This is a genomic window from Paracoccaceae bacterium, assembly GCA_033344815.1.
In the GTDB taxonomy this organism is placed as follows: Bacteria; Pseudomonadota; Alphaproteobacteria; order Rhodobacterales; family Rhodobacteraceae; genus Roseobacter.
This window is the reverse complement of sequence record JAWPMR010000001.1, coordinates 396,962-413,624: the sequence shown is the minus strand read 5'-3', so window position 1 is coordinate 413,624 and position 16,663 is coordinate 396,962. Positions and strand designations below refer to the sequence as shown.

Below are 16,663 nucleotides of genomic sequence, written 5' to 3'. Positions count from 1 at the left end.
AGCGACGTCGAGTGTGGGTTGTGATGCAGCAGAGCGGATTTGCAAACCTGGATCCGCAGGCTTTTGGGGGTCAGTAGGCCTGTGTCGGGCGGTCAAATACGCGGCGCCCGAGAGCAGAGGCGGCCAGATCAACCATCACCTGAGCGGTGCGGCCGCGCTCGTCCAAAAAGGGATTGAGCTCAACCAGGTCGAGCGACGTCATCAGGCCAGAATCGTGCAACATCTCCATGACCAGGTGACCTTCGCGTACCGTGGCACCTCCCGGCACAGTTGTGCCAACAGCAGGCGCAACGGCCGGATCGAGAAAATCCACATCCAGCGACACATGAAGCAACCCGTTTGCATCTGCCACGCGCTTCAAAAACGCGTGCAGCGGTTTTGCGATGCCGGTCTCGTCGATTTCCCGCATATCGACACGGTGAATGGTGGTTTCCTGCAAAGCCTCGCGTTCCGCGCGATCCACAGAGCGCAGGCCCATGATGGCGATGTTGCTTTGCGGCAAGGGGGATGTGATCTGCGGAAAACCTTCAAAATCCGGGCGGCCCGTTACATACCCAAGCGGTGTTCCATGCAAGTGTCCGCTGTCTGTGGTCATGGGGGTGTGAAAATCGCTGTGGGCATCGAGCCAGAGAACGAACAACGGGCGATTTTGCGCATCAGCATGGCGCATGGCGCCCAGGACTGTCCCAAGCGACAAGGCATGATCGCCCCCCATGAAAATGGGCAGACCGTCTTGAAAACCTGCCTGTGCAGCCTCAGCCAGGGCGATTGTCCAAGCGACAGTTTCTTCAAGGGCATGGATTTTGCTCGAAGGCGCGGTCGTAAAGGTAGCCGGCACAACGTTGCCGCGATCCTGAACATCATGGCCCAGATCCATTAGTGCGTCCGCCAGACCCGCGGTCCGATATGCGTCAGGTCCCATCAAGCAGCCACGGCGACGCTTGCCACTGTCCATGGGAGCGCCGATGAGAATACAAGTCTGTTGTGTCATGAAAACCTCTGGTTTGTCGGGTTGAGACAAAGTATTGATCATATCGAGGTATCATCAAGCATGTATTTTGTTCATAATGACGATTAAATGATCAATATGGATAAATAAAATGGACGAATTGGATCGCAAGCTGGTCAGCGCGCTGAGGCATAATGCCCGTGCGTCGCTTTCCGATCTGGCTTTGGAGCTTGGCCTGACCCGCACAACTGTGCGTACGCGGTTGGCGAAGTTACAGGCGCGGGGTGACATCCTAGGGTTTTCAGTCGTCATGAAGGAAGATGTTTTAACGGACCCGGTCCGTGGATTGATGATGATCGCTATCGAGGGCAGGGGCACGGACAGGATTATTCGACAGTTGAGCGGTATGTCCGAAATGCGTCGCGTCTATTCCACGAACGGACGCTGGGATGTGATTGTTGAAATCGGAACCACTACGCTTGAGGATTTCGACCGGGTTCTGACGCAGGTGCGCAGGCTTGACGGGATCACTGCAAGCGAGACAAGTCTGCTGTTGAGCACAAGAAAGGCCTCTTAGGAGCGTTTCAGGGCCATGATCCAGACTGCAACCAATGCGAAAGACAGAATCGCGTTCCAGCCTGCCATACTGATCCCGATAAATTCCCATGCAATGTCGTCACATCGCACCAGCGGTGCAGCCAGGATCTGATCCAACAGCGCCTCGGCACTCAGATCACTTACCGGACCGGAGGAGCAGGTTGTCGGCCCCTGCCACCAGCCTTGCTCGACGCCAGCGTGAAACACGCCGGTCGCACCGCTGGCAAAGGCTGCCATCGCCCCGAGAACAACGACAGCAGTGCTGCGAAGTCGCAGGGCAACAAGACCAAGAGCGACCGCAACAACATGCGGATACCGTTGCCAAATGCACATCTGACACGGCGCGTAGCCGAGCATTTGGAACATGAATGCCCCTGCCAACAATCCGGCAGAACCAAGCGCGGCGAAAGTGATCAGATGTGCGCGTGTCAAAAGCCCATCCAACTTTTCATCAAGCTGGCCAGTGTTGCGCCAGCAAAGATCAGCGACGCGATCCATGCTGTTCCGAGCATCATACCAAGGAGCACAACAATACCATCGCGTTGCAAAAGGCCCATCGAAACGAGAACGACAGCGAAGCCCGGTACTGTGTTGGTGCCCGGAAGGGGCACAAGAATTGAGGCACTAAAGAGCACCAACGCCAGACCAACAATCCGGTCCAAGGGTGGGCGGGTCAGTTGGGAGTGTCGCGGACTGCTGATAGACTCGATCCGACGCAGCCAAGGGCCCGCGCGGCGCGCCAGGTTTTGCAGCCCTTCGGCCGACACGGTTCGAACGGCCAATCGCTCGGGCAGCCACGGGGTCTGGCGCCCCATGAGGATCTGCGCGGATACAAACATCAGAGGCAATGATACGATCTGTGGGATCCCGTACAGAAACGGGATGCAACAGGGCAGCGCAAGCACTAGAAGAAAGAGGCCAAAAGCACGCTCGTGGAGCTGACCGAGGATCCAATTCAGCGACACGGTGTCACTTTCTGCGTTTTCCGCCAGTTGGTTGAGACGGTCCGAAATCGTTATTTCGTTCATGGCATGAGCCGTCATGCGCGTATCCTCTGCAGTTATGGACAGAATTGTGTCAACCAATGCTTTTCCAGCGCCTACCAAATTGGAGACACCGGCGCCAGCGCCCGTGAAGACTTTGCGACGATTGAAGCGACGTCCGGCTTTGACGGAGGATTCTTTGGGCTGGACGCCGTCCGAAAGCTCGGGTAATGACCACGAAAGTGCCCAAGTGGCGGAATGGTAGACGCAGGGGATTCAAAATCCCCCGCCGCGAGGCGTGCCGGTTCGAGTCCGGCCTTGGGTACCATAGTAAAACCCCGGTGGATCAATGGATTGGAACGTTGGCTGCCGGGTTTTTTCGTTATGTAGAGAAGCATTTCATCTCTTGGCGCTGCTTTAGCCAAGACTGCGCTTGCCATAAAAATTACCCCTTAATCACATGACCAGTGGCCTGTCCGAGGTGTGGTCAGCGCCGCCAAGCGACTGCACTCAAACGAGGCGACGATTTTCAATCAAACGCGGCGCGCTTGAAAGACGAATACGGCAAGTTGCACACGTGGCATCGCGCGGAAAAGATAGGGCTGGACCATTGGAAGCGTAGTTCAAGAGGTTCGGGCGGCGCGCCAAGCGGCCCACTCCTCTGGTGTGTCAAGATCCATCCGTGCCCTGCGATCCGGCAGTCGCACAAGTTTCACGCGCCCGCCCGCGGCCCGGACCACCGATTGCGCGCCGCAATCTCCTTTGACGCAGCTCAAGCTATCGAAAAGCGCCTTGGAAAAAACGATGGGGTGTCCGGGCTCATCGGCCTGCGTCGCGCCGCGCCAGATCAGGGTTTCACTTGTCAGGTCCACCGATTGTAGCACCGCTCTCAAATCATCTTCGGTCAGTTCAGGTAAGTCCCCAAGCAACACCATGACCCCGGGCGCATCCGGGGGAAGCGCACGAATGGCCGTACGTATCGTCGCATTCATGCCTTCTGAAGCATTGGGAACCGGGATCCGGTTGACGCCGAGAGCATCCAGACATTGATATCGCGGATGCGGCGACGGGGGCAGGGCGGCCAGAACCGGCCCGGTCGTGACATTGCAGGCCAAATTTGCCTGTCTGCGCAAAAGGGGTCTGCCATCGACCTCCTCCAGGAGCTTATCGACGCCCCGCATGCGCTGCGATTGCCCGGCGGCAAGCACGATGATTGGAAGATCCGAAGGCGCTTGCTGTTTCATGCTCCCGATGTAACGCAATCCAAGCGAGAAGGACAGCGATACTCATCCACGCATGCGCGCACCATCCAGATCAAAGAGGGGTTGGGCAATCACAAATGCGTCACGCATCTTGCCGAGTATTTCGATTTGTACATCAGGGGTTTCTGCGATGCGATCCTTGGGTAAAAATCCCATGGCGATGGATTTTCCGGCATGGTGTGAATAACCGCCCGATGTGCAAAATCCGACCACTGTGCCGTCTAGCCAGATCGGCTCATACCCTTGAACATCGGCGTCTTCTGCATCGACCTCAAATGTGACGAGTTGGCGGGCGGCTCCTGTTGCACGTTCCTGTTCCGCCGCTGCGCGTCCGATGAAATCGGTGTTTTTCTTGAAGTGAATGAAACGGTCCAGCCCGGTTTCGGCCGCTGTATAATCCGGCGAAAATTCTGACATCCAACTGCCGAAGGATTTATCGAGCCGCAGGGACATCATCGCGCGCATGCCAAAGGGTGTCATGCCGTGGGTTTGACCCGCCCCCCAAAGCGTATGCCAAAGACTGCGTTGGTCCATTGGATCACAGTAGATCTCGAACCCCAGATCGCCTGTGTAGCTGACCCGTTGCACGATGCAGTCCGCACTGCCGACAGTCATGCGTCGTACATCCAGAAACTTCATGTCGCTCACATCATCGCGTGAGCAGGCGGTCAATACATCGCGGGCGCGCGGGCCTGCGATCTGAAATCCCGTGCGTTGATCACTGATATTACAGAGACTTACGCCCTCTTCCTGATGTTGCTGGAACCACCGGAAATGGAACGCCTGGCTGCCATAGGAAGCTGTGAGCTGGAAGTGATCTTCCGCCAGACAAGACATCGTAAAATCACCGATGAGCTTGCCCTTGGGTGATAGCATTGGTGTCAGGGATAATCTCCCCGGTTGTGGGACCCGCCCGGCCATGATCCGATCCAGCCATGCCCGTGCTTTTGGGCCCGACACACGGTATTTGCCAAAATTCTGCAACTCGTTGATGCCGACGCCCGCGCGCACCGCTTTGACTTCACGCGCGGTTGCCGCAAATGCATCCGAGCGGCGAAACGACGGTGTTTCATATGTGGGTTCATCGCTGCGCGCGAAGTAATTCGGCACTTCCAGGCCGAACTGCTGGCCCCAGACCGCGCCCATTTGTGTAAAAATGTCATACATCGGCGTGGTGCGATGGGGGCGGGCAGCAGGGAGCTCCTCGTTCGGATAGGCCACCGAAAAGCGTTTCTGGTAGTTTTCAATCACCTTGGGCAGCGTGTAACCCGGGGTGATCCAATCCCCGAAACGCGCCACATCCATGGCCATGGTGTCGCGTTCCGTTTCACCCTCGATCATCCACTGCGCCAGCATCAAACCGACGCCGCCGCCCTGACTGAACCCGGCCATAACGCCGCAGGCCGACCAGTAATTGCGCATGCCCGGTACCGGTCCGACCAGCGGATTGCCATCAGGGGCAAAGGTAAAAGGCCCGTGGATCACATTCTTGACGCCCGCGCGCGCCAGATCAGGAAAACGATTGTAGGCAAACGTAATGCTGTCCTCGATCTTGTCGAAATCATTGGGCAGCAGATCCTGACCAAAGTCCCAAGAGGTGCCATCCACGGCCCAAGGCCGACAGGGTTGTTCGTAAAACCCGATGCACAGGCCACGCCCTTCCTGACGCAAATAGCTCTCACCCGCAGGGTCCATCACATGCGGATGCTCTTTGCCATCTGCCAACATGTCGACGATCATCGGCACGTCTTCTGTCACGATGTACTGATGCTCCATCGGATGCAGCGGGAAATAGACGCCCGCCATCGCACCTACCTCGCGAGCCCAGAGACCCCCCGCGTTGACCACATGTTCGGCGTGAATCGAGCCTTTGTCCGTTACAACATCCCAGGTGCCATCGGGGCGCTGATTGGTTTCACGCACCATGCAATGGGTTTCGATTGTCGCCCCACCCATCCGGGCGGCCTTGGCATAGGCATGGGTTGTGCCAGACGGGTCCAGATGCCCATCCAGCGGATCGTAAAGCGCGCCGATAATGCCGTCGATGTTGGTGACGGGTGCGATTTTGCGGATTTCTTCCGGGCCGACAATTTCAGTTTCCAGCCCCATGAAACGGTGCTTGGCACGCTCCGCCAGCAACATATCGAAGCGGTCCTGATTGTCCGCCAGCGTCACACCCCCCACATGGTGCAATCCGCAGGACATGCCGGTAATCTCTTCCAGCTCCTTATATAGGCGAATGGTGTAGCCCTGAAGGGCGGCCATATTCGTGTCGCCGTTCAATGTATGGAACCCGCCCGCCGCATGCCATGTAGACCCAGACGTGAGTTCGGAGCGTTCCAGCAGCATCACATCCGACCACCCCAATTTGGTCAGATGATAAAGGACAGACGCGCCAACAACGCCTCCGCCGATAATGGCAACGCGCGTGGTGGTCTGCATGGGGTCCTCCAGTGTTTCCTGGCCTCACTGTCTCGTTTTCAGCGGAGTCGGCTGGCTCAGGAGCGACAGAACTTGACGTTTCCAGATGCCGATACCGGGGTTTTGAGGATTGGGAGGATGGTGTCAGAAAAATCCGTCCAAGGCCTTCAAAACCCGCTCGGGCGCTTCCAGTTGCGGCAGATGCCCAACGCCTTGCAGAGCCTCAAACTGGTCCTGACCGATCATATCATGCAGAGCACGGCCCCTTTCAATCGGAATCCACGGATCATCCTGACCCCAAACAATTTTAACCGGGCATCTTATGTTCGCAAACAGAGGTTCCACCTCGGCCGTATATTTTTCATCCGCCTGAGCGAATTGTCGGTAAAAACTCTTCGCGCCCTTTGTGGTCAACCAAGGTGCCGCAAGCGCGTCAAAATCATCCTGCGCGATGTCATTGATCAGAGCCCCCTTGATATAGGCCGACACAATCGCGCGATGGATATGAGGCGGCAGGCCCTCGAAGGCATCGACATGTCGTCCGACATGATCAAAAAATTCGGACCCCCAAGGCCGCATCGCCACGACGTTCATCAAGGCGTAACGTTCAAACTCGCAGCCATGCAGCAAATGCGCCCGCAGTGTTGTGGCGCCGCCAAAGTCATGGGCGAGAACACAGGGCCGCACCAGCCCCCAATGGGTTAGCATCTCAGCAAAGACGCCGCCTTGAACGTCCAGGGACGTCCGGTGATCGGCGCTCTTTTCAGACTGCCCGTACCCGGGCATATCATACCAATGAACCGTATGGGTTTTTGAAAGCTCAGGAATAATGCGATGCCAGGAATAGGAAGACCAGGGCCATCCATGTGCCAGCACCAAAGCAGGGCCCTGGCCTGCTTTTCCCGCCGAAACTCGCCCGGCTGAAGTCTGATATGTCTCGGATAACTGCCATGTTGGCATGTTTGAAGTCCTATTGGTTTTTGGTAGCCTTCTTAAATCTCACGAGCCGGGCAAGCAAATATGTGTTGGGCAAACACATGACTTTTATCTCCAACGATTTGGCTTCGTATACGAAAAACGTTTCGTACCGCCTGTGGACATAACAACGCGCGCAAGTGTGACCGGTGCAGAAAACGATCGGCCAAAGGTGTCTTAGGTTTTGAAATCGCCGGTCATCTGCGCGCGCGCATTTCTGCAGTGCGCGACCATTAAAAGCCAGATAGTGAAAGCTGATCTTCAGCGCGACCCCAATATCTTGAAAAAGACGAGTGGTCCATCCGACGTCCGTATGCATTGAGTGCTTGACCTGACAAGCCGCGCAAGAGACGTTGCCACCATGAATTTGGATTTAGAATTTGTGCGGCGCCAGTTCCCCGCATTTGATGTGCCTTCTTTGAAAGATCAGGCATTTTTTGAGAACGCGGGCGGGTCTTATGCTTGCGCGCAGGTGATTGACCGGCTCACGCGGTTTTACAGAGAACGTAAAGTTCAACCCTATGCACCTTACGCGGCGAGCCGTTTGGGGGGTGCCGAGATGGACGAAGCCCGGCAGCGTATGGCGGCGATTTTGGGTGTCGACGCGGATGAAGTGAGCTTTGGACCCTCAACCACTCAAAACACTTATGTGCTGGCGCAGGCCTTTGCGGAAATGATGGCGCCGGGCGAGGCGATCATCGTCACAAATCAGGATCATGAAGCCAACTCCGGCCCCTGGCGGCGGCTGTCCGAGCGCGGCATCGAGATCCGGGAGTGGCAAGTCGATCCAGATACTGGTCACCTCAATCCCGAAGACCTCGAAGAAATTCTGGATGAAAAAGTCCGCCTTGTATGTTTTCCGCATTGCTCAAACGTGGTGGGGGAGATCAATCCGGTTGTGGAAATCACCGCATTGTCGCACGCAGCCGGGGCGTTCACCTGTGTTGATGGCGTCTCCTATGCGCCACATGGATTTCCAAATCTGGGCGCGATGGGACCAGATATCTATCTTTTTTCTGCTTATAAAACCTATGGGCCGCATCAGGGCGTTATGATCATGCGGCGCACATTGGGGAACCTGTTGCCCAATCAGGGGCATCACTTCAACGCGGATACGCTTTATAAACGGTTCACGCCTGCCGGTCCGGATCACGCGCAGGTAGCGGCCTGCGCCGGGATGGCGGACTATGTCGACGCGCTATTTGCACATCATTTTGCGGAGGAGATGTTACCAAGGGAGCGCGGTAGCGCGGTACATGATCTGATGCGGGCCCACGAACAGGCTCTTCTGGCGCCTGTACTGGAAGCTGTCAAAGCGCGCAATTCTGTGCGTCTCATTGGCCCGTCTGATCCTCAAAATCGCGCACCTACGGTCACGCTGGCCCTCAATCGGAATGCTGAAGAGGTGGCCGCCGAACTCTCTGCGCATGGTGTTATGGCAGGGGGCGGCGATTTCTATGCGGGTCGCGCGCTGAAGGCGATGGGGGTGGATGAGGGTTTGGGCGTTTTGCGGCTAAGCTTCACCCATTACACCTCGAAGGAAGAAATCGATAAGTTATTAGAAGCACTTGATCATGTTCTTTAATCGGTTGACTTGATCCAAAAAGGATCGATTTACGTAAGTGTATTAAAGAAACGTGAAGGCTTTGCGGCGTGGGCACATCTCCGATACTTGTCTGGTTCCGTCGTGATCTGCGACTGAGTGATCATCCCGCGTTGCACGCTGCATGTGCGACGGGCCGACCCATTGTTCCGATTTTCATCCATGACGACGCGGTGTCTAAACTGGGGTCTGCTCCGAAATGGCGGCTTGGTCTTGGGTTGGAGGATTTTGCGAGCAGTCTTTCCAGTAAGGGGAGCCGGCTGACGTTGCGCCGCGGCAATGCGCTGGAAACTCTGCGCGCGCTGATCTCCGAGACCGGGGCGACATCTGTTTACTGGTCTCGGCTCTATGATCCGGACGCGGTCACGCGCGACACCGAAATCAAATCCGCGCTCAAAGAGCAGGGAATCGAGGCAAAATCCTTTGGCGGGCATTTGATGTTCGAGCCTTGGACCGTAGAAACTAAAACCGGCGGGTTCTACAAAGTTTACACACCGTTTTGGAATATGGTGAAAACGCGTGAGGTCGATGCACCTTTGCCCACCCCCGGTGACATTCCCGCGCCATCTCAATGGCCATCGAGTGAGGAATTGGCCGCTTGGGAAATGGGCAAAGCCATGAACCGGGGTGCGGAAATAGTGCGGCCCCACGTTCGGTTGGGCGAGAAGGCGGCACAATCACGTCTGGGCGCGTTTATCGCGCAAATAGTCGAGGGGTATGACACCACCCGCGATTTACCGGGGGTCGACGGGACGTCTGGTCTGTCGCAGAACCTCAGCCTTGGCGAGATCAGTCCGCATCAATGCTGGCACGCGGGCGTGCGGGCGCGCCAAGAGGGCAAGAAGGGTGCGGAGACCTTTCTCAAGGAGCTGGTCTGGCGCGAGTTTGCCTACCACTTGATGCATCACACCCCGCGTTTGCTGAGCGGCAACTGGAAGGAGGCCTGGGATGCGTTTCCGTGGCGCACCGATCCAGACGCGCCGGAAGTCAGGGCGTGGATGCAAGGACGTACAGGAATTCAATTCGTCGATGCGGCCATGCGCGAACTTTATGTGACTGGAATAATGCACAATAGGGGCCGCATGATCGTGGCCAGTTACCTGACGAAACACCTGCTGACGCATTGGAAAATCGGCAGGGACTGGTTTGAGGACTGCCTGATTGACTGGGATCCCGCCAGCAATGCCATGGGATGGCAGTGGTCTGCCGGGTCCGGTCCCGATGCCACACCTTACTTCCGGGTGTTCAATCCCGTGACGCAACTCGATAAATTTGACAAAAACCGCGACTATACCACCCGCTGGATTGCAGAAGGACGGTCAAAGCCCAGCGAAGATGCGCTTGCCTTTTTTGAGGCCATTCCACGCCGCTGGAACATGTCCCCCGATGACAAAATTCCCGCTCCGGTAGTGGCTGCGGATGAGGGACGTAAAATCGCCCTTGAAGCCTATGGAAACAAAGGCTTTTGAAACCCTTGATCGCCCCTTTGCGCATGCTTTAAAATCGGTGTAACGCCCGACCACTACAACAGACGGAAACCACATGATCCTGACCACCACTGATGGCCAACACAATCTGCCGCGATACTTCACGCATGTGTTCGCCATGGCGCAGAAGATGAACAACGGCCGCGTTGATTTTGTAGTTCCGGACGGGCGGCGGTTCCGCGCGGAGGGCAAGTACCCCGGGCCGGTCGCCGAGATCGAGATCCACAATGACGATCTCTTTGCCCGCCTGATCCGCGAAGGCGATCTGGGATTTTGTGATGGTTATCTGGATGGATGGTGGTCAACACCCGATTTGCAGGCCTTCATGGACCTGGTGCATGCAGACAATGAGGACATCTATGATGGCTTCCCCGGCATGGCCATTTTGCGCAATTTTGAACGATTTCGGTTCTGGCTGCAGCGCAATCACAGAAATCAGGCACGCAAGAACATCAGTTTTCATTACGATCTGGGAAATGATTTCTATGGGCTCTGGCTGGATGACACGATGACCTATTCCTCGGCCATGTTCCGCACCGGGCAGGAAAGCACAGAGAAAGCCCAGATCGAAAAATATAAATCAATGGTGGATGAAATGGGGGCCCAGCCGGGGGATCACATTCTTGAAATTGGCTGTGGTTGGGGCGGTTTTGCCGAATATGCCGCCAAGGAAAGAGGCCTGCGTGTTACCGGGCTGACCATTTCCGAGGAGCAGATTAAATATGCTCGGGAACGTATTGAAAGTGCAGGACTTTCAGATCAGGTAGACTTCAAGCTACAAGACTACCGGGATGAAACCGGGACCTATGATGGCATCGCCAGCATCGAAATGTTCGAAGCCGTGGGCGAAAAGTACTGGCCGACATATTTCAATGTGGTTCGGGAACGGTTGAAACCTGGGAAAAGTGCGACGCTCCAGATTATCACCGTGGCGGACAGGCGTTGGCATGTGTACCAGCGCGGCGTCGATTTCATCCAGAAATACATTTTTCCCGGTGGGATGCTGCCAAGCCCTTCGGCTTTGCGCGATCAGGTCAAAAAAGCCGGCCTGAGCATCGAGCGTTCTGTCGAATTTGGCCACAGTTATTCCATAACTTTGCGCCGATGGCACGATACATTCAACGCCAAATGGGATCAGGTCAGCACTTTGGGGTTCGATGAACGCTTTCGTCGAATGTGGAATTTCTACCTGACGTCCTGTGCATCAACGTTCGAAAGCTCGAATTGCGATGTCACGCAAATCACCATCAAGCGGCCTGGATAGGGGCGCATATTGAAAGGATAGATCAGATGCCAACAGCAGCCCGGCTGATTGCCGCCATTTGCATCTGTATCGTCGGATTTATCGTCTCCCATCAGATCATCCCCTTGATGCCTGAAAGCACCGGTTTCGGCCTTTTCGCTTATGTGAACGCCTTTATTGGCGTTTTCGTCGGCTGGACAGTGATGGGTAAACGGGCCGGGCGCGGGCTCACAGCGGCCATCAACAACGGCTTCGGCGGGGTTTTGATGTTGATCTTGTGGTGCCTGTTTTTGCATGCCAGCTATCAGATGTTCGACCGGGCGATGGCGAATTGGTATGATGGTGCTTTTGATGCATTACTGGCGATTTTCAAGTTCATGGCAGAATACGGTCTGGTCATGCTCAACCCCTTGGTGGTCATGTCCCTGATCATGGGTGGCATTTTGTCCGGACTTGCCACCGAATACGCATGGCGGACCTGGCGTTGACGCGCTAAGACGCGGTATGACATCACTCTTTTTTTTCGGCACGATGCAGCACCGCGCGCTTTTTGATGCCGTTGCTGGCGATTGTTCCCACATCAGGTTAAGCCCTGCAGAGTTGGCGGATTACAGCGTTCAGGCTGTCCTTGAAGGTCCGTTTCCGACGCTTGTCGCGAAACAAGGCACAACCGCTCCGGGTCTGCTCGCTGAAGGGGTAACAGATGCCGAACTGGCACGGCTGGACTATTACGAAGGCGCCTTTGGCTATGTTCTCAGGGATGTCGTCCTCGCAGATGGACGTGCGGCACGGGTATACATGGCGCAGCAGGATCTCTGGACGGCAAATGGCGCATGGTCCCTCGCGTTGTGGGCTGAAGACTGGGGACCGTTAAGCGTTCTCGCCGCAGACGAAGTGATGGGATATATGGGGCAGAAACCGCCCGAAGATATCGCTCAAATGTTTCCCATGATCCGGGCGCGGGCCTGGTCCACTTTGAACGCCGCGCAGGGCGGCTCTGCGCAGGACAGGTTTCGGGGCAGGGTGGATATCACCGAACGGCGCCGGATGTACGCTGAGTATTTTGCATTGGACGAATTTGATCTGAGCCATGAACGGTTTGACGGTTCCATGACGCCGCAGCTGATGCGTGCGGTGTTCGTGGCGGCGGATGCGGCACATGTCCTACCATATGATCCGGTTCGGGACCGTGTTCTGGTGATCGAGCAGATGCGTCTGGGCCCTCTGGCGCGGGGGGATGCAGCCTTGTGGCAGTTGGAACCCATTGCAGGCCGCCTTGATCCGGGAGAGACTCCACAGGAGGCGGTGCGCCGCGAGGCCATTGAGGAAACCGGTGTCAGTATTGGTGCCCTGCATGCCGTCGGAGAGACCTACAGCTCGCCGGGGAATTCGACGGAATTTCACTACACTTATGTGGGAATCGCCGATCTTCCTGATGATGCCGGCGGGGTTGGTGGTCTGGATGCAGAAGAGGAAGATATCCGATCGCATGTGATGGATTTTGACACGCTGATGGCACAATGTGACACGCAGCGGATCGTCAATGCGCCTTTGGTTCTAATTGCCTATTGGTTGGCACGTCATCGTGATCGACTACGCGCTTCCTCTTGAGGTCACGCCTGCGCGGGGATAGGTTTCAACGAAGTAATAAATTGGGGTAGGGCAATGCAGGTTGCGACTGATCTGGCGACAGCCATTGGAAACACACCGCTGATCCGGTTGAGGCATGCCAGTGAGGCGACGGGCTGCGAAATTCTAGGTAAGGCCGAGTTCATGAACCCGGGCCAATCGGTCAAGGATCGCGCAGCGCTTTTTATCATCAAGGACGCGATTGAGCGCGGCCTGCTGAAACCTGGTGGCACCATCGTCGAAGGCACCGCAGGTAATACAGGCATCGGCCTCGCGTTGGTCGGAGCGTCGATGGGTTTTAAAACTGTCATTGTTATTCCGGAGACACAAAGTCAGGAAAAGAAAGACATGTTGCGCCTGGCGGGTGCGGAATTGGTACAGGTGCCCGCAGCGCCCTACCGCAACCCCAACAACTTCGTGCGCTATTCCGAACGGCTGGCAAATGAATTGGCGCGCACCACGAATGAGGGCGTGATCTGGGCCAATCAGTTTGACAATACGGCCAACCGGCGCGCGCATATCGAAACAACAGGGCCGGAGATCTGGGCACAGACAGAGGGTGGAGTTGATGGCTTCATTTGCGCCGTGGGGTCTGGTGGCACTTTAGCGGGCGTATCCGAGGTCCTGAAGCCCAAGGGTGTCAAAATAGGGTTGGCCGATCCGGATGGCGCCTCCTTGTACAACCACTACACCAAGGGTGAATTGGTCATGTCAGAAGGATCCTCGATCAACGAAGGGATCGGGCAGATCCGTATCACCAAGAACCTGGAAGGTTTTGTGCCGGACTTCAGCTACAACATACATGACGCCGAAGCTCTGCCGATCGTGTTTGACTTGCTTCAGCATGAGGGACTTTGCCTCGGGGGATCCTCAGGCATCAATATCGCGGGTGCCATGCGTCTGGCGCGTGACATGGGGCCGGGGCATACAATTGTGACGATACTGTGCGACTATGGCACACGCTATCAGTCCAAATTGTTCAATCCCGAGTTTCTGCGCGAAAAGGGGTTGCCGACACCCGGATGGCTTGATCAGGCACCTGCAAGCATACCGGGGGTCTTTGAGGACGTATGAGCCGCTTATTCCGGGCCTTCGCGATTCTGCTGATCGGGCTGTGCACTATCGTCAACGATGGCGCTACGGCTCAAAACGCGCCGAGCGATGTACTGGATTATTCTGCGTGGGAGCAATTGGCGGGCCTCACGGAAACAGCCATTCAAAAGGATGTCAGCACCAACGAACAGTTTGAAGTCCTACGACAGGGCGTTTCAAATTTTCGGGCGCGGTTTTCTGATGTCAGAAGCGCAAGTGAACCCCGAATAGCTGCGCTTAACCGACAAATCGAAGCATTGGGTGAGACACCGGCGTCGGGCGAAGAATTGCCCGAAGTCGCCGCACGCCGCAGTGAATTGGAAAGCCAGCTTCTGGCAGTGCAGGGCCCTGTGCAGGTTGCCACGGAGGCATTTCGACGGGCCGACTCTTTGATCGACGAAATAGATGGGATCATCCGCGAACGGCAAACCAAACGCCTTTTGTCGCTGGGCGCTTCTCCGGTAAATCCGTCGAATTGGCCCATCGCGATCAGGGAATTGGACAATACCTTCAGCAATCTGCTCGACGAGGTGAGCCTGCACAAGGATCCCGAGCGTCGAATGGTCTTGCGCCAGAACGCGCCGCTTGTCCTGTTTTTGTTGGTGGTTTCCCTGACTTTTATCTTTCGGGGCAGGGCCTGGGCCGGATTTGCTTTGAGCCGTCTCAGAGCAATCGGAGGACGCGGCAGCGGCGTCTGGCGTTTTTTGGTGTCGTTGTTCCGGATCATTATCCCATTGATTGGTGTCGCGATCTTTGCCCACGCCTTGCGGGTCACCGGGTTGGCGGGCGACCGGGTCAATCAGATCCTCGACGCCTTACCGATCTGGGCGGTTTTCTTGCTGGGGTTCCGTTGGTTGGCCGAGCGCCTTTTTCCACGCGATCCTGATGATGCCTTGATCCTTCTATCGGACGAAAAACGCGCGCAGGCACGGTTTTTGATGCTGATCCTGTCGGTATTCATGGTGATGCGCGACATCGTGCGTCTGCTCCTTGAATTTGACAGCATGGAGGCGAAGGCAGAGGCCGTTGTCGCGTTCCCGATCATGGTTTTGGTTGCCTTTGCACTGGCCGGTATTGGACAGCTGCTGCGTGGGCATGCTTCGCCTGCGGCGACCGAAGAAGGTGAAGCTGCGCGTGGCACCTCGATCGCGCGCTTCAATCGCAGTATGGGAACCGTGCTGATTGCCGTTTCCGTGGTTGCGCCGTCAATGGCAGCCATCGGTTACAGCGAGGCCGGCAACGCGTTGCTGTACCCCACGGTCATGACCATATTGGTCTTGGGTGTGGTGGTCACCCTGAACCGCTTTGTGGCGGATGTTTATGGGTTGATCACCGGGATGGGCGTCCAGGCCCGTGACGCGTTGTTCCCCATATTCACCGGATTTTTCCTGCTTATGGCATCTTTGCCGGTGCTCGCTCTTGTCTGGGGCGCGCGGGTCGCAGATCTCACGGAACTCTGGTCTCGGTTTACGCTGGGTTTCGCCATTGGCGACACCCGGATTTCGCCCGGTGATTTTCTGACGCTTGTGGTGATTTTCGCGCTTGGATACGGGATCACGCGGCTGTTGCAAAACACGCTACGTGCGAATGTCTTGCCGAAAACCAAGATCGACATCGGCGGTCAGAACGCCATTGTGTCCGGTCTTGGTTATGTCGGGATTTTCCTCGCGGGCATTTTAGCAGTCACCGGGGCAGGGCTCGATTTATCTTCGCTGGCAATTGTTGCCGGTGCCTTATCGGTGGGAATTGGTTTTGGACTGCAGACGATTGTTTCCAATTTCGTGTCAGGCATCATCTTGTTGATTGAACGTCCGATTTCCGAAGGCGATTGGATCGAGGTTGGCGGGCAGATGGGCTATGTGCGCGACATCTCCGTGCGCTCCACACGGATCGAAACCTTTGATCGCACCGACGTGATTGTCCCGAATGCCGATCTTGTTTCGGGCACCGTCACAAACTACACGCGCGGCAACAAGGTCGGGCGTCTCATTGTATCTGTTGGTGTCGCCTATGGCACCGATACACGCCGTGTTGAAACAATCCTCAAAGAGATCGTGGATGATCAACCCATGGTCTTGCGCACCCCGCCGCCAATGATTCTGTTCAATAATTTCGGCGCGGACTCTCTGGAATTCGAGTTGCGAATGATCTTGCGGGACGTGAACTGGATCATGAATGTCAAGAACGACATCAATCACGCGATTGCCAAGCGCTTTACCGAAGAAGACATCGAAATTCCATTCGCCCAGCGTGATATCTGGCTGCGCAATGCCGAAGTCCTGAAAGACGCGCCATCCTGAATTTGAGATCACTGGTTTGCGTTGAGCTTTGTCATATTGACGCTTTGCGAAAATCGGGAGCTTCGCGCAGCAATGCCAACACGGCTTTGCATGTAAACGATATTCGTCTGACTGGTGGCCAA

At 56.1% G+C, this 16,663-nt stretch carries 14 protein-coding genes and 1 tRNA gene; 9 read left to right on the top strand and 6 right to left on the bottom strand.

The window, feature by feature from the left end; genetic code table 11:
* Positions 1-70 precede the first annotated feature (70 nt).
* Positions 71-991: an arginase gene (gene rocF / locus R8G34_01995; GenBank protein MDW3221651.1), complete on the bottom strand. Its 921-nt coding sequence runs from the start codon at positions 989-991 to the stop codon at positions 71-73.
* A gap of 109 nt (positions 992-1,100) precedes the next feature.
* Here rocF and R8G34_01990 point away from each other — a divergent pair, with 109 nt between their 5' ends.
* Positions 1,101-1,526, top strand: a complete 426-nt coding sequence (locus tag R8G34_01990) for an Lrp/AsnC family transcriptional regulator (protein MDW3221650.1) — start codon at positions 1,101-1,103, stop codon at positions 1,524-1,526.
* Here the strand turns inward: R8G34_01990 and R8G34_01985 are convergent.
* On the bottom strand, positions 1,523-1,978 hold the full coding sequence (locus R8G34_01985; GenBank protein MDW3221649.1) for a disulfide bond formation protein B: 456 nt from the start codon (positions 1,976-1,978) through the stop codon (positions 1,523-1,525). The two genes, R8G34_01990 and R8G34_01985, sit on opposite strands and share 4 nt — an antisense overlap.
* The gene (locus R8G34_01980; protein ID MDW3221648.1) at positions 1,975-2,589 is read right to left on the bottom strand and encodes an exopolysaccharide biosynthesis protein; all 615 of its coding nucleotides are present in this window, start codon (positions 2,587-2,589) and stop codon (positions 1,975-1,977) included. The genes R8G34_01985 and R8G34_01980 overlap by 4 nt, the downstream gene beginning before the upstream one ends.
* Positions 2,590-2,773: 184 nt before the next feature.
* Between R8G34_01980 and R8G34_01975 the strand changes: the two genes are divergently transcribed.
* Positions 2,774-2,857, top strand: a tRNA-Leu gene (locus R8G34_01975).
* 295 nt (positions 2,858-3,152) lie between these two features.
* Here R8G34_01975 and R8G34_01970 read toward each other — a convergent pair.
* From R8G34_01970 to R8G34_01960, 3 genes are all read right to left on the bottom strand, one after another.
* Positions 3,153-3,773, bottom strand: a complete 621-nt coding sequence (locus R8G34_01970; protein MDW3221647.1) for a nucleotidyltransferase family protein — start codon at positions 3,771-3,773, stop codon at positions 3,153-3,155.
* Positions 3,774-3,815: 42 nt separating this feature from the next.
* Complete coding sequence (locus R8G34_01965; GenBank protein MDW3221646.1) at positions 3,816-6,233, bottom strand: FAD-dependent oxidoreductase; 2,418 nt, start codon at positions 6,231-6,233, stop codon at positions 3,816-3,818.
* Between the two features lie 123 nt (positions 6,234-6,356).
* On the bottom strand, positions 6,357-7,172 hold the full coding sequence (locus R8G34_01960) for an alpha/beta hydrolase (GenBank protein ID MDW3221645.1): 816 nt from the start codon (positions 7,170-7,172) through the stop codon (positions 6,357-6,359).
* Positions 7,173-7,548: 376 nt separating this feature from the next.
* Here R8G34_01960 and R8G34_01955 point away from each other — a divergent pair, with 376 nt between their 5' ends.
* The 7 genes from R8G34_01955 to R8G34_01925 all read left to right on the top strand — a co-directional run bounded on the left by R8G34_01955 (position 7,549) and on the right by R8G34_01925 (position 16,541).
* On the top strand, positions 7,549-8,772 hold the full coding sequence (locus R8G34_01955; protein ID MDW3221644.1) for an aminotransferase class V-fold PLP-dependent enzyme: 1,224 nt from the start codon (positions 7,549-7,551) through the stop codon (positions 8,770-8,772).
* A 68-nt stretch (positions 8,773-8,840) separates the two neighbouring features.
* Entirely contained in the window at positions 8,841-10,259 is a 1,419-nt protein-coding gene (locus R8G34_01950; protein MDW3221643.1) for a deoxyribodipyrimidine photo-lyase, read from the top strand.
* A 73-nt stretch (positions 10,260-10,332) separates the two neighbouring features.
* On the top strand, positions 10,333-11,541 hold the full coding sequence (locus R8G34_01945; protein MDW3221642.1) for a cyclopropane-fatty-acyl-phospholipid synthase family protein: 1,209 nt from the start codon (positions 10,333-10,335) through the stop codon (positions 11,539-11,541).
* 26 nt (positions 11,542-11,567) lie between these two features.
* Positions 11,568-12,008, top strand: coding sequence for a TrgA family protein (locus R8G34_01940; protein MDW3221641.1), 441 nt, complete (start codon positions 11,568-11,570; stop codon positions 12,006-12,008).
* 16 nt (positions 12,009-12,024) lie between these two features.
* Positions 12,025-13,131: an NUDIX domain-containing protein gene (locus R8G34_01935; GenBank protein MDW3221640.1), complete on the top strand. Its 1,107-nt coding sequence runs from the start codon at positions 12,025-12,027 to the stop codon at positions 13,129-13,131.
* Between the two features lie 54 nt (positions 13,132-13,185).
* A complete protein-coding gene (locus R8G34_01930; GenBank protein ID MDW3221639.1) occupies positions 13,186-14,223 on the top strand; it encodes a cysteine synthase A in 1,038 nt (345 codons plus the stop codon).
* Entirely contained in the window at positions 14,220-16,541 is a 2,322-nt protein-coding gene (locus R8G34_01925; GenBank protein ID MDW3221638.1) for a DUF3772 domain-containing protein, read from the top strand. Before R8G34_01930 ends, R8G34_01925 begins: the two co-directional genes overlap by 4 nt.
* Positions 16,542-16,663: the final 122 nt, after the last annotated feature.